A 13287-nucleotide genomic window follows, 5' to 3' on the forward strand; every position below is an offset into this window, starting at 1 on the left:
AAGTTCTTCATCTTTAAAAGTGCGATTGATGATATAAAAAGAACATACATCAGTGATTTCTGTTGGACCATAAAGGTTGGAAAACAAAGCATTGGGTAAGTGTTTACGCCAAATATTTAGCTGTTTATTGGGCATGATTTCACCACAAAAAAGTATCTTTTTTAAGGCATTTAAACTAAAATTATTCAAAGCTTCAGTATTTGCAAAATAAATCAGCACTGAAGGTACCCAAAATATAGTGCTTACTTTTTCTTTTTCAAGGCATTCTAAAATTTTATTTGGAAAGGCAAAAAGATGATTAGGTAAAAGATGTAAAGTCGCTCCTGATTTTACACTTGAAAAAATATCTAAAATGCTATTGTCAAAATAAAATGGCGCTTGATTGGCTAAAATTTCATTCTCATCAAATTTAAAAGTCTCACATACCCAAAAAGTATAATCAATCACACTCTTATGGGCTATGCTTACTCCTTTAGGAGTGCCTGTACTCCCACTTGTAAAAAGAACATAAAGTAAATTAGTATCTATGTGTTTTTCTTTTGCATTTTTTATTAAACTTTCATCTATATTAAAACTTTCAAAGTCCTCTGTATAAAGCGTAGGCAAATTTAAGTTAAAATTTAAATCTTTTGAAGTGATAAAAAGTTTAGGTTTTAAAACCTCTATGACTTTTTCTACTCTTTCTTTAGGACTTTTCTCATCTAAAAGTGTATAAAAATTTCCACTGAGTGCTACTCCAAAAAATGAAATTAAACAATCAATCCCTTTAGGCAAGATGATTAAAACAGGAGTTTGAGTAGGATTATCATTTCCTAAAGTTTTTAAAATTTCACTACCTAGTTTTTTAGAAAAAAGATCAAAGTTTTTATAAGTGATTTCTTTTCTTTCTTTGGCAAAAGGTTCTATAAAAGCGGTTTTTTCGCTAAAGTTTTCAAGGTTTTTTTCTAGGAAGTTATAGATGTGAGTGAGCATGGTAAGAAGGCCTTTATGTTAAAATTGAAATTTGATTATACCCCCCCCCAGTTAATGTATGCTTAAAAAATTCTTTAATTTTAAAAAAATATAAAAACTTAGCTACTTTCTATATGAAATTCTCCTTTAAGTCTTCTTATTTCAAACCACAATTTGATATACCCCCCCCCCATACCAATTCTTACTAGCTTTAATAAAAGCTTCGCCTAATTTATAAGTAAAACACTCTTTTTCTTTTAAAGCTTCTTTGTAATCAGGATAAGCTTCTAAAGGACGTAAAGCTAAATTCGGATTTTCTTTTATTTTTTCTTCATAGGCTTTTTGTTCAAATTTGTGTTTATCTTTTATATATGATAATACAAAAGGCATTCTTATGTAGCCTAATATACTTTTTGAATTGGTAATTAAGGCTTGTCCTAGTTTATAAGATAAATGGTTTTGTATACGGGATTTGGCTGAATTTTTATCTATATAGTTTATGTTTATATTTTTTACAAATTTATTTCCTAATTCTTTTTTTAAAACACAAGATTGTAATTCTTTATTTTTTAAATCTTGTTCTAGATTTTTTATTTCTAAGTTTTGTTTTTTAATAGGAAAAGAATTAAGTTCATTTTGTAGCATTGTTTTTTCTTGATTTAAAGTAGAGATGATATTATCTTTTTCTTTGATTTGATTTTGCAAAGGAGCTAGTTTTCTTGGATCCATTATAGAACAATACTCATCTATAATTTCTTTATATAATTCTATAGGAGGAATTAAATGATTAAAATTATATTCTTTTGGTATTTCTATGTTTTCATTAGCTAAAGCTTCAAGATCTATTTCTTCTGTATGGTAATTACCTTCTGGGGAAGCTAGGAAGAAAGAGATGAGATTAATATTGTTTACCCCATTATTTAAAATTTTAGTATCATTAGTGATTTTAAATTGTCTATCATATATGTCAAAAAAGTATGAGAAATTATAATCCAAACTTCGATTGAAAATTTGATCTTTTGGATTTTTAATTTGAATTTCACAAATGCCTGAATCATTCCAAAGATGAATTCCTAATAAATTTAGATTAAAAGTATTTTTATTAAAACTAATAACTTCTTTACTTTTTATGCAATAAACTTTTTCACTGCATAACCAACTTTGTTTGAATTTGAAATTAGCGAAATTTAAATTTATTGCTTTTTCAATTGGATAAAAATAAAATTGTGGATTATCATTTATAATATTTATTTTTTTTGGAAAAGAAAAATTTTCAATATTATTTGCTATATTTCTCCCAAGTTCTCTCATTATAAAATCAAAATCATGAGCTTCATCTCTTTGTATTAAGCTATATGAAGATTCTAAATGTTTTTTATTTGCATTAATTACATTAATCCGTATTTAATTGCTAATTTTATATGGAGTATATTTACATATTTTACACAGTTTTTATTCAACCATTTTTGAGGTGTTGGAGCAATAAAACAAATAATCTTTTTCTTTAAAAAATATAATTCTTTGTAAAGCCAATTGATCACTTGATAGCTTTTTGGAAATGAATCGAAAGAATTATATTGTGCAATATCATGAGTATTTGATCCTGTAATAATTAAATCCGCATTCTCTAAAAGTTTTTTATTTCTGATTAACTCATATAAATTTTGTAAACTTGGAGTTCCCCCTAAAGATAGATTAAAACACTTAAATCCGGTATCTAGAATTCCTTGAGTTATCCCATTTTTAAATGCGAAATGACTTTCACCTAATAAAACTACATTTTTTTCATTCATAAATTTCTCCTAATTATTATTTTGATATGATTTTAAGAAATTATTTTATCAAAAATTTAAAAAAGTGAGAAAAATGTCAAAACTTTATCTTATGTCTTTAGGTTGTAATAAAAATTTAGTCGATAGTGAGATCATGCTAGGACGCCTTAGTGCTTATGAACTTTGCGATGAGCCAAGTAAAGCCGATGTTTTGATCGTAAATACCTGTGGTTTTATCGATAGCGCAAAAAAAGAAAGCATTAATGCGATTTTGGATTTGCACGAACAAAGAAAAAAAGATTCTCTTTTGGTGGTTACGGGTTGTTTGATGCAGCGTTACCGCGAAGAACTTATGAAAGAACTTCCTGAGGTTGATCTTTTCACAGGTGTTGGCGATTATGAAAGAATTGATGAAATGATACTTAAAAAAATAAATTTATTTTCCAATTCGACTTATTTGCAGAGTGAAAATTCCAAACGCATTATTACAGGTTCAAATTTCCATGCTTTTATAAAAATTGCCGAAGGTTGTAATCAAAAATGCTCTTTTTGTGCTATCCCAAGTTTTAAAGGCAAGTTAAAATCTCGCGAAATAAATAGCATTATAGCTGAGCTTAAAGATTTGGTGGCTAGAGGTTATAAGGATTTTTCTTTTATCGCGCAAGATACGAGTTCTTATTTGCTTGATAAGGGTGAAAAAGATGGGCTTATACGCTTGATCGATGAGGTAGAAAAAATCAAAGGCATAAGAGCGGCTAGAATTTTATATCTTTATCCTACGAGTGCGAGTGAAGCTTTGATTAAACGCATTATAGCTTCTGAAATTTTTGTAAATTATTTTGATATGCCTTTGCAGCACATAAGTGATAATATGCTTAAAATCATGAAGCGTGGGGCAAATAGCACAAGACTTAAAGAAATGCTAAATTTAATGAAAAGTGCGCCAAATAGCTTTTTACGCACGGGCTTTATCGTAGGGCATCCAGGTGAAAGCGAGGCGGATTTTGAAGAGCTTTGTGAGTTTGTTAAAGACTTTGGTTTTGATAGGGTGAGTGTTTTTGCGTATTCTAAGGAAGAAGATACGGCCGCTTTTGATATGGAGCAAGTGCCTTTTAAAGTGATCAATAAAAGGCTTAAAATCATAGAAAAAATTGTTGATGAAGTGATAGAAAAAAGTTTTGAAAAAGAAGTAGGTCAAAAGCGTTTAGTAGTTTGCACGGGGGAAAGTAGCGAGGGAGAGTTTTTTATCGCAGCTAAAGATTTAAGATGGGATAGGGAGATTGATGGGGAAATTCTTATCAATGAAAGCGAATGTGGAAATTTAGAAATGGGGCAAATTTATGAATGTGAAATTTTACAAAACCTTGATAAAAAGCTCCTTGCTAAGGCTTTAAGAAAAGTAGATGCAAATTAAAGATGAAATTTTATCCCTTTTAAAAAGGGGTAAAAATTTACTCGCTTTTTCTTATGGAAGTGATTCTAGTGCGCTTTTTTATCTTTTAATGCAAGAAAAGATCGACTTTGATCTTGTGATGATAAATTACAAAACAAGAAAAAATAGTGATTTAGAAGAGTTAAAAGCCAAAGAACTTGCTTTGAAATTTCATAAAAAAATTTTCATAAAACATGCTCCTAAATTTCAGAGTAATTTTGAAAAAAAAGCTAGAGATTTTCGCTATGATTTTTTTGAAAAAATTTGTCTTGAGCAAGATTATGATCATCTTATTTTAGCGCATCATTTAAACGATCAGTTTGAATGGTTTTTGATGCAGCTTTCTCGCGGGGCAGGTTTGGCTGAAATTTTAGGTATGCAAGAGTATGAAAAACGCTTAAATTATACACTTTTACGCCCTTTGCTCTTTATAAGTAAAGATGAAATTTCATCTTTTTTAAAAGAAAAAAATATCTTTTATTTTCATGATGAGAGCAATGAAAATGAAAAATATTTTAGAAATTATATAAGAAAAAATTTCTCCAATGTTTTTGTCAGTGAATTTTATCAGGGTTTAAAAAAAAGCTTTTCTTATCTTGGTGAAGATAGAAAAAAACTTTATGATTTTGAAAATATTAAAGAAGTTCAAGGACTTCTTATTTGCCCTAAAAATGAAAGTTTGATTGCTAGAGCGGTTAAAATGAAAGGTTTGCTTTTAAGCACGGCACAAAGAAAAGAGCTTTTAAAAGGTGATTGTGTTTTAGGTGGCAAAATAGCACTTGTATATAAAAACGAACAAGTTATTGTTTTTGAGTATGAAACTTGTCAAAAATTACCTAAAAATTTCAAAGAAGAGTGTAGAATAGCTAAAATTCCAAGACTTTTAAGAGCTTATTTATATAATCATAAAATCGATATTTCAAGCCTTAACCTCTAGTTTTAAAATTCTTCGATAGCCTAAATGTGTGAGAAAAATCACAAAAAACACTTGTAAAAAAAGCCCTAAAAGTGGTACTGATGAGAGTAGATAAAAACAAAGAGTGCTAAATTTAAACTCTAAAGGCGAAAAATCAGAATTAAAATTTTTAAAACTTTCTTTGTCTAAAATCGTGCTTGCAACATCAATCATTAAAAGTTTGTGAAAGAGATAATAAAAAGCAAGATAATATACAAAAATATTGATAAAAGGTAAAAATAAAGCCAAGGTGCAAAGTAAAAAAATCCCTATAAATTTTATAAATATTTTAAAAATTTCAAAGATAGTTTTTAGGGTTGAAACTTCGTTTGTATTATCATAATGGTAATATTTTTGGTTGATTTCTTTAGCGATAAAAGGGGTAAGAAAAGAAGTGATAAAAAGGGCTAAAAAAACCGAAGCAAAAACAACAATAAAACCTGAAAATAAAAAACTTATAATGGTGATTAAAATTTGTACAAAATGAAGGGCATAAAACCACGCCCAAAACGAATCTTCTCCAACGCTAAATAAAGAATTAAAATAATCCAGCAAAGCTGAAAAGCCAAGTACTCCTAAAAAAAGCATAAGTATAAGGCTAAAAATCAAAGGAATTAAAGTAAATTTTAAAAATTTAAAACTGAAAAAATCTTTGATCGCAAGTTTTAAAATATCCAAATTATGCCTTTTTGTAGCATTCTTCTAGTTTTTTATAAATAGTATCAAAATCAATATTTTGTTCTAAAATTTGAGCTAAAACTTCATTGTCTTCTTTGCCATTCCAAGTTTTTTTATAGCTACCATCTTTATAGCCATGGTTTTGTCTAAAGATATTTAAAACATTTTTTCCTATATAGGTTTTATAAAGAATTTCAAGATTAAGTCCACATTTAATAGCTAGAGTAAAATAGGTTGAAAGCAATTCTCCAAGATTAAATCCAAAGCCACTGCATTTGTGGATAATAAGCTCTATATCATTTAAAATACCATAAATATCACTCTCATTAGGATACTCTTCTTCTTTGCAAAAATCCTGAAATACACTTACTGAAATCACTTCATTGGCTATAATTTTAAAATCATTTCCATTTTTATTGCGATATTCTTCAAGTAAAAGACTTAAGATAAAATGCCAAATATCGACAATCTCTATGCGTACATTTTCCCAATTCGTCGGACTTGAAATGTTTTTCCAATGTTTCCATGCAAAAGAGTCTATAAGTTCTGCACATTCCATATAAATACAGCGTCTCCAACTGATCAGTTTTCCTTCTTTGGTATAGCCATTTTCCCAATTTAAGCCATTGGTTTCGTCGTTGAGTTTTTGTTGGAGTTTGAGCATATTTTCTAAAATTTCAATATTTGTCATTTAAAAACTCCTTAATAATTTTTAATATTATATGATTTAAGCGTAAAGATTTAAACTATCATCTGTCTTATCTTGATTTTCCTTGGCTTTTTCTTGTTGTTTTTCAAGTTGTTTTTTCATTTGTTCTAAAACTTCATCAAGAAGTTTTTTGCTATCTTCAAGCATAGAAGCATTGATATCTTTATTATCTGTTTGATTTTGTTTTAGTAAATTACTGAGTTTATTTGTAAAATTATTCATAATAGCATTTTGATGGTTTTCGTCATTTGGTGTTGGTAGAACATTTGCCATTTGCATAGCTGATTCTATAATTTCTTTTGGCTTTAACTCTCCGACTTTAGAATTTGCTAAAAAGTCTTTGATTATAGGTTCAACTTCTTTCATAGCATTTTTAATCTCATCAAGATCATTTTGTGTGAGCTTAGAGCCTTCAAAAGTAAAGCTAAAGCCATACTGACGCTTAAGATTAAGAGTTTTACCTTCTTCATTATTTGCATAACTCACGCTTTGATTATCATACATAGACAAGGCTAAATGTTTGCCACTTTTTGTTGTATAATCCATCGAAAAACTTTGGTTTTTGCTAGCATCAATTTGCATTTCTTCCCCTTATATTTATAGTTTATAAAATTATAATCGGTTATTTTTAAAAATATTTTAGTATAATTTTTACAATATGGATGAAAGAATTTTAGAATTTATAAAAAATGAGCAGCTTTTATCTTGGGCTATGATTGATGAAAAAGGTGTTTATACAGCTAGTGCTTTTTATGTTTTTGATGAGAAGAATTTAGCTTTTATTATCGCTTCTCATGAAGATACTAAGCATATAAGATTAGCCAGTGAAAATTCAAGTATAGCACTTAATATAGCCAAAGAAAGTAAAATAGCTTTTTTAAAAGGTGTGCAAGCTAAGGCCGAGTTTAAAATGGCAAGCAAGGAGCAAATGAAAATTTATTTTTCTAAATTTTCCTTTGCTAAACTTGATAAAAGTGCAAAAATTTATGCCTTAGAGCTTTTTTGGCTTAAATTTACTAACAATGCTTTAGGACTTAGTAAAAAGCTTGAGTTTTGTAAAAAATAAATTTTTATGATTTTGTTTAAAAAAATGAGTTATGATTATGGTTTATGTAAATTGTTAGGTATAGAAAATAAATGTTAAATGTAATTCACGCTTTATTTTTTAGAGAGTTAAAAACTAGATTTGGAAAAAATAGGTATCTTGGATATATATGGGTAGTTGGAGAGCCTATGAGTGTTGTGCTTTTGGTGACTATTATAGGAACTGTTATTAGGGAATATCATCATCAAGTTATGCCTGAAGGAATTTCTATTTTTATGTTTTTGATTTCAGGCATTATGCCTTTTTTTATGTTTAGAAGTATAGTAACTCAGCTTATGAATGGAATAGGGGCAAATTTATCTTTGTTTGCCTATAAACCTGTAAAACCTATACATGTATTTATTGCTAGAACTTTGCTCGAGTTTTGTATTTATTTTGTGATTTTTATCACTGTGCTTTTTTTTGCAGGGTGGTTCTTTAGACTCGATGTATTTCCTGTTCATTTACTTGGAGTTTTATTTTGTATTTTTTTACTCATATGCTCAGCTTTTGCTTTGGGGATTTGTTTTGCTATTATTTGGCACTTTGCAGAACCTTTAAGAACTTTATTAGCTTATTTTAGTATAGTATTTTATTGGAGTTCTGGGATTATATTTCCCACCTGGTTAACTCCTCGTCCTTTACTTGATATATTTTATTATAATCCTTTGCTTCACATAATGGAGCTTTTAAGATTTAATTTTTTTGAGAATTATCCTTTGCAAGATGAATACAGTTATTTTTATGCTATATTTTGGATTTTACTTGTTTTATTTATAGGACTTTTTATTTACTACTATAATAGACAAGCTCTAACGGCGGCAAAAAAAGAATGATAAAATTAATTAACCTAACAAAATCCTATCCTTTATTTAGCGGTGGAAGACATTATGTTTTTAAAAATTTTACTTTTGAATTTCCTGAAAACTGTAGTATAGGTTTAATGGGATATAATGGCGCAGGCAAGTCCACTCTCATGAGACTTTTAAGCGGGGCAGAGCTTCCTGATAGTGGTAAAATAATTACTAATAAAAAATTATCCTGGCCTTTGGGTTTAAATGGAGCTTTTCAAGGTTCTTTAACCGCTAGAGATAATGCTAGATTTGTAGCTAGAGTGTATGGATATAAGGGTAAAGAACTTCAAGAAAAAGTAAAATTCGTAGAAGATTTTGCTGAAATAGGAAAATTTTTTGACGAGCCTATGAAGACTTATTCTTCGGGAATGAGTGCTAGGATAGCTTTTGGACTTAGTATGGCCTTTGATTTTGATTATTATTTAATTGATGAAGCTGGAGCTGTTGGAGATCCTGCTTTTAGGGAAAAAAGTGTAAAATTATATAGAGAAAGATTAAGCAAATCAAAAGTGATTATGGTATCTCATAATGTAGCTGAAATTAAAGAATGGTGTGATAAAATAATTTATATGAAAAATGGACAAATTACGGTTTATGATGATGTGGATGAAGGAATAGCTGTGTATCAAGGAAAAGCTTAATGGAAGAAAATAAAACTTTATTAGAAAAAATCAAAGATTTAAGTATATTTGATTCTTTTAAAATTGTTTGGTTTATAATGATTTTTATTGTGATTTATTATACATTGATTGCAGCACCAAGATATGTAAGCACGATGATTTTAGACGTTAGATCAACAAGTGGAGAAAGTGCTCAAACAAGTGGAATCTTGTCTTTGCTTAGTAGTACTTCTACAGCAAGCGAAGATTTAAATTATCTAAAAGGCTATATAGAATCAAGTGATATGCTAAAGATTTTGGATGAAAAAATCAAACTTAAAAATCTTTATCAAGAGCAACATATAGATTTGCCTTTTAAAATTTGGGATTCAAGCTCGATAGAATCTTATCTTAAGTACTACAAAGCAAGAGTTAAGGTTCATACGGATGAAACCACTAAACTTTTAAAAGTTGAAGTAGAGGGTTTTACACCTAAATCAGCTCATTTGATTGCTCAAACTATTATGCAAGAAAGCGAAAAGTTTATCAACGAAATCTCTCATAAAGCAGCTAGAGAGCAAATGGCTTTTGCTGAAAATGAAGTACAAAAATACAAAGAACGATATCAAAAAGCACAAAATGATTTGATTGCTTTTCAAAATAAATACGGAGTTTTCGATCCTTTAAAGCAAGCTGAAACTAAAGCAAGCTTGGTTGCGCAAATTGAGGCTAATCTAGCTCAAAAAGAAGCTAAACTTTTAACTTTACAAAGCTATATGAATGATGCAGCACCTGAAGTAGTAGCACTTAAAGCAGAAATTGAAGCGATTAAAAAACAACTTTTAAGGGAAAAATCTAAAATTTCAGCTAACAATTCTTCTCAAAAGCTTAACGATTTGGCCGCTAAATTTCAGGATTTAACTATAGAAGCGACTTTTGCGCAAAAAGCTTATGAAGCAGCTTTAAAAGCTTATGAAAGTGCTAGAATAGAAGCATTAAGAAAAATAAAACAACTTGTTATCATCCAAAGTCCAGATATTCCAGAAAGCGCAAAATATCCCGAAAGAATTTATGATATTTTAACAGTGTTTATTGTATTATCTTTGATTTTTGGGATTGTTAAATTTATTAAAATGATAATAGAGGAGCATAAGTATTAAAATGAAAAAAATATTAATTTTATTTTTTAGTTGTATTTTATGTTTTGGAGCTGTGGATGTTTCGCAAATCATTTCAGCAGAGGATCAAGGCTCTACTACAACTAGCATAGATCAAAATTTAAGTTCAAATTATGATATAGCAAATAAAGAAAATAATCTTACAAAAATTCATCAAATTTTAGTATTTGGCGCTCATCTTTTTAATGGAAATTTTAAAAATTATAATCAAAGAGTTTATAATCCAGATTATAAGATCGCAGTTGGTGATCAAATCAGTCTTAAAATTTGGGGAGCTGTTGAGTTTTCGCAAGTTTTAGTGGTGGATTCTCAAGGAAATATTTTTATCCCTAAAGTAGGAGCTGTAAATTTACTAGGTGTGAAAAATAGTGCCCTTGTAAGTGTTATAAAAGCACATGTTAATAAAATCTATAAAAGCAATGTTTTTGTTTATGCAGATATGAATGCTTATCAAAATGTCAGTGTTTTTGTAACAGGAAGCGTTAATGCTCCAGGACTTTATCAAGGACTTAGTTCGGATTCAGTGATACAGTATCTTGATAAAGCAGGAGGTATAAATTTAGAATATGGAAGTTTTAGAGATATTCAAATTTTGCGCAATAACAGCGTGATAAAAAATATCGATTTATATGATTTTTTGTTAAAAGGGCAAATGGATCTTTTTCCTTTTAGAAGCGGAGATGTTATTTTAGTAGGAAATGTTCAAAATTACGCTTTTGTTGATGGTGATGTGCAAAGACCTTTTCGTTTTGAACTTTCAAATGATATTAAAACTTTAGCTGACTTGGCTAGAGTATCAGGTGCTAAACCTATCGTAACTAATGCTATCGTAAAAAGTTATGGTGAAGATCATAAACTTGATGTCAGTGCTTATAATAAAATGCAATTTTCAAAAGTTTTACTTAGAACAGGAGATGAGGTAGAATTTCACCCTGAGTATGTTTCTGAAAATATAACTATAAGTGTAAATGGCGAGCATAATGGTTTAAAAACTTTAGTTGTGGATAAAGGAACGACTTTAGAAGATATTTCTAAACTAATCAAGGCTAATCCACAATCAAACATGCAAGCTTTACAAGTATTTAGAAAAAGCGTAGCTAGAACTCAAAAAGAACTTATCAATGCTCAGCTTAAAGAGCTTGAAACTCTAGCTTTAACTAGCAGTTCTGTTACAGCTCAAGGGGCAGCTATAAGAGCTCAACAAGCAAAAACGATTTTAGAATTTATCCAAAGAGCTAAGCAAGTAGAGCCTAAGGGTCAAATTGTCATCGATAATCCAAAGTCTTATAATTCGGTTATTTTAGAAGATGGTGATACTATTAATGTACCAAGTAAGAATAATCTCATCATAGTTCAAGGCGAAGTTTCTTTGCCAGGGGCTTTTGTGTATGATAAGGGAAAAGATTTAAGATATTATATCAATCTTGCAGGAGGTTATGGAGAAAGAGCGGATACTTCAAAAGTTTTGGTGATACGAAGCAATGGAAAAGCTGAAAAATATCATAGTGGTATAGATATGAAACCAGGCGATTCTGTGTTGGTATTGCCAAAAGTGGATAGTGAGAATTTACAAATTTTTTCAATGTTAACTCAAATTCTTTATCAAATTGCTATCGCAACCAATGTTGTGCTTAATCTTTAAGGTTTAAAAATGAATACTCTTCAAATAGCCAAAGAAGTCTTTGAAAAAGAAGTGCAAGCTATTTTGGATTTGGCTAAAAATTTAGATGAAAATTTTAATCAAGCTGTGAATTTGATGCTAAATACCAAAGGGCGTTGCATAGTCAGTGGTATGGGTAAATCAGGTCATATAGGCGCTAAAATAGCAGCTACTTTAGCAAGTACAGGAACGCCAAGCTTTTTCATCCATCCAGGAGAGGCCTTGCATGGAGATCTTGGAATGTTAACTTCCGAAGATGTTTTAATTGCTATTTCAAATTCAGGAGAAACTGAAGAAATTTTGAAAATCATTCCAGCTATAAAAAAGCGCAAAATTCCACTTATCGTAATGTGTGGTAAAAAAAAATCCACCCTTGTAAAGCAAGGCGATATATTTTTAAATATAGCCGTAGAAAAGGAAGCTTGTCCTTTGCAGCTTGCTCCTATGTCTTCGACAACGGCAACTTTAGTTATGGGGGATGCTTTAGCGGCTGCTTTGATGAAGGTAAGAAATTTCAAGCCCGATGATTTTGCCCTTTTTCATCCAGGGGGGAGTTTGGGGCGTAAGCTTTTAACCAAGGTGAAAGATCTTATGGTTTCAAGTAACCTTCCTATAGTGCATCCTGATACCGAATTTAATGATCTTGTTGATGTGATGACCAGTGGTAAGCTAGGGCTTTGCGTAGTGCTTGAAAATGAAAAATTGGTTGGTATTATCACTGATGGGGATTTGCGTCGTGCTTTAAAGACAAGCGATAAACCAAGATTTGATTTTAAGGCTAAAGAAATCATGAGTACAAATCCTAAAGTAGTTGATGCTGATGCTATGGCAAGTGAAGCAGAGGAGATCATGTTAAAATATAAAATTAAAGAAATTATAGTTGGAAAAAAAGAAAAAGTTGTAGGAATTATTCAGCTTTATGCTATAGGGAGGGTATAAGTGAAAAATGTAATAACTTTTGGTACTTTTGATTTGTTTCATTATGGCCATTTAAGGATTCTAGAAAGAGCTGCATCTCTTGGAGATAAATTAATTGTTGGTGTATCATCAGATTCTTTAAATTTTGCTAAAAAGCGTCGTTATCCTATATACAGCGAGCAAGAGAGATTAAATATAATATCTTCATTAAAATGCGTGTCTTGTGTATTTTTAGAAGAAGCATTGGAATTAAAAAGAGATTATCTTTTAAAATACCAAGCAAATATTTTAGTTATGGGAGATGATTGGAAGGGTAAATTTGATTGCTTCAATGATATTTGTGATGTAATTTATTTTGAAAGAACTCCAAGTATTTCAACAACAGAAATTATTGAGAGAATTAAATTATGAATTTAAAAGGTATATTTCGCAAAAGCTTTCGTGAAAGCAAAAAGGGGTGTTTGCATGTGATTCTGTTGCATATGGTTTTGATATAT

At 29.7% G+C, this 13287-nt stretch carries 15 protein-coding genes; 9 read left to right on the plus strand and 6 right to left on the minus strand.

Going from position 1 to position 13287, the window contains the following annotated elements; genetic code table 11:
• From AJ930_RS06470 to AJ930_RS10200, 3 genes are all read right to left on the minus strand, one after another.
• Positions 1–972, minus strand: a 972-nt coding sequence (locus tag AJ930_RS06470; protein WP_148122811.1) for an AMP-binding protein, incomplete at its 3' end; no start/stop codon positions are given.
• 141 nt (positions 973–1113) lie between these two features.
• Positions 1114–2262 carry a sugar transferase gene (locus tag AJ930_RS10195; RefSeq protein ID WP_261659505.1) on the minus strand — a complete coding sequence of 383 codons (1149 nt, stop codon included), beginning with the start codon at positions 2260–2262 and terminating at the stop codon, positions 1114–1116.
• A gap of 77 nt (positions 2263–2339) precedes the next feature.
• Entirely contained in the window at positions 2340–2744 is a 405-nt protein-coding gene (locus AJ930_RS10200; protein ID WP_186820863.1) for a glycosyltransferase, read from the minus strand.
• A 73-nt stretch (positions 2745–2817) separates the two neighbouring features.
• On the opposite strand from AJ930_RS10200, the gene rimO reads away from it, so the two are divergent.
• Together rimO and tilS are read left to right on the plus strand one after the other, a co-directional pair.
• Positions 2818–4137, plus strand: a complete 1320-nt coding sequence (rimO, locus tag AJ930_RS06480) for a 30S ribosomal protein S12 methylthiotransferase RimO (RefSeq protein WP_070275021.1) — start codon at positions 2818–2820, stop codon at positions 4135–4137.
• The gene (gene tilS, locus AJ930_RS06485; protein WP_070275022.1) at positions 4127–5092 is read left to right on the plus strand and encodes a tRNA lysidine(34) synthetase TilS; all 966 of its coding nucleotides are present in this window, start codon (positions 4127–4129) and stop codon (positions 5090–5092) included. The genes rimO and tilS overlap by 11 nt, the downstream gene beginning before the upstream one ends.
• On the opposite strand, the gene AJ930_RS06490 is transcribed toward tilS, so the two are convergent.
• Genes AJ930_RS06490 through ciaI form a run of 3 tightly spaced genes read right to left on the minus strand, consistent with a single transcriptional unit; the run spans position 5075 to position 7079 of the window.
• Positions 5075–5788 (minus strand): EI24 domain-containing protein, encoded by a 714-nt coding sequence (locus AJ930_RS06490; RefSeq protein WP_070275023.1) that lies wholly within the window; start codon positions 5786–5788, stop codon positions 5075–5077. The two genes, tilS and AJ930_RS06490, sit on opposite strands and share 18 nt — an antisense overlap.
• A 1-nt stretch (position 5789) precedes the next feature.
• A complete protein-coding gene (gene dut / locus AJ930_RS06495) occupies positions 5790–6479 on the minus strand; it encodes a dUTPase (RefSeq protein WP_070275024.1) in 690 nt (229 codons plus the stop codon).
• Between the two features lie 36 nt (positions 6480–6515).
• Positions 6516–7079: an intracellular survival protein CiaI gene (ciaI, locus tag AJ930_RS06500; protein WP_070275025.1), complete on the minus strand. Its 564-nt coding sequence runs from the start codon at positions 7077–7079 to the stop codon at positions 6516–6518.
• Positions 7080–7155: 76 nt separating this feature from the next.
• Here ciaI and AJ930_RS06505 point away from each other — a divergent pair, with 76 nt between their 5' ends.
• From AJ930_RS06505 to AJ930_RS06535, 7 genes are all read left to right on the plus strand, one after another.
• The gene (locus tag AJ930_RS06505) at positions 7156–7563 is read left to right on the plus strand and encodes a hypothetical protein (RefSeq protein ID WP_070275026.1); all 408 of its coding nucleotides are present in this window, start codon (positions 7156–7158) and stop codon (positions 7561–7563) included.
• 71 nt (positions 7564–7634) lie between these two features.
• Entirely contained in the window at positions 7635–8417 is a 783-nt protein-coding gene (kpsM, locus tag AJ930_RS06510) for a capsule polysaccharide transporter KpsM (protein WP_070275027.1), read from the plus strand.
• On the plus strand, positions 8414–9076 hold the full coding sequence (locus tag AJ930_RS06515) for an ABC transporter ATP-binding protein (protein ID WP_070275028.1): 663 nt from the start codon (positions 8414–8416) through the stop codon (positions 9074–9076). Before kpsM ends, AJ930_RS06515 begins: the two co-directional genes overlap by 4 nt.
• A complete protein-coding gene (locus tag AJ930_RS06520) occupies positions 9076–10194 on the plus strand; it encodes a capsule biosynthesis protein (RefSeq protein ID WP_070275029.1) in 1119 nt (372 codons plus the stop codon). Before AJ930_RS06515 ends, AJ930_RS06520 begins: the two co-directional genes overlap by 1 nt.
• Before the next feature lies 1 nt (position 10195).
• Positions 10196–11854 carry a polysaccharide biosynthesis/export family protein gene (locus AJ930_RS06525; protein WP_070275030.1) on the plus strand — a complete coding sequence of 553 codons (1659 nt, stop codon included), beginning with the start codon at positions 10196–10198 and terminating at the stop codon, positions 11852–11854.
• 9 nt (positions 11855–11863) lie between these two features.
• Complete coding sequence (locus tag AJ930_RS06530) at positions 11864–12811, plus strand: KpsF/GutQ family sugar-phosphate isomerase (RefSeq protein WP_070275031.1); 948 nt, start codon at positions 11864–11866, stop codon at positions 12809–12811.
• Entirely contained in the window at positions 12812–13201 is a 390-nt protein-coding gene (locus AJ930_RS06535; protein WP_070275032.1) for an adenylyltransferase/cytidyltransferase family protein, read from the plus strand. It abuts the gene before it with no gap.
• The last annotated feature ends 86 nt before the right edge of the window (positions 13202–13287 follow it).

Source organism: Campylobacter sp. BCW_6871 (assembly GCF_001762325.1).
Taxonomy (GTDB): domain Bacteria; phylum Campylobacterota; class Campylobacteria; order Campylobacterales; family Campylobacteraceae; genus Campylobacter_D; species Campylobacter_D jejuni.

Coding starts and splice junctions, on each gene's coding strand:
- AJ930_RS06530 (WP_070275031.1), top strand. CDS start 11,864: ATGAATACTCTTCAAATAGCCAAAGAAGTCTTTGAAAAAGAAGTGCAA.
- AJ930_RS06515 (WP_070275028.1), top strand. CDS start 8,414: ATGATAAAATTAATTAACCTAACAAAATCCTATCCTTTATTTAGCGGT.
- tilS (WP_070275022.1), top strand. CDS start 4,127: ATGCAAATTAAAGATGAAATTTTATCCCTTTTAAAAAGGGGTAAAAAT.
- AJ930_RS10195 (WP_261659505.1), bottom strand. CDS start 2,262: ATGAGAGAACTTGGGAGAAATATAGCAAATAATATTGAAAATTTTTCT.
- AJ930_RS10200 (WP_186820863.1), bottom strand. CDS start 2,744: ATGAATGAAAAAAATGTAGTTTTATTAGGTGAAAGTCATTTCGCATTT.
- dut (WP_070275024.1), bottom strand. CDS start 6,479: ATGACAAATATTGAAATTTTAGAAAATATGCTCAAACTCCAACAAAAA.
- rimO (WP_070275021.1), top strand. CDS start 2,818: ATGTCAAAACTTTATCTTATGTCTTTAGGTTGTAATAAAAATTTAGTC.
- AJ930_RS06520 (WP_070275029.1), top strand. CDS start 9,076: ATGGAAGAAAATAAAACTTTATTAGAAAAAATCAAAGATTTAAGTATA.
- ciaI (WP_070275025.1), bottom strand. CDS start 7,079: ATGCAAATTGATGCTAGCAAAAACCAAAGTTTTTCGATGGATTATACA.
- kpsM (WP_070275027.1), top strand. CDS start 7,635: ATGTTAAATGTAATTCACGCTTTATTTTTTAGAGAGTTAAAAACTAGA.
- AJ930_RS06505 (WP_070275026.1), top strand. CDS start 7,156: ATGGATGAAAGAATTTTAGAATTTATAAAAAATGAGCAGCTTTTATCT.
- AJ930_RS06525 (WP_070275030.1), top strand. CDS start 10,196: ATGAAAAAAATATTAATTTTATTTTTTAGTTGTATTTTATGTTTTGGA.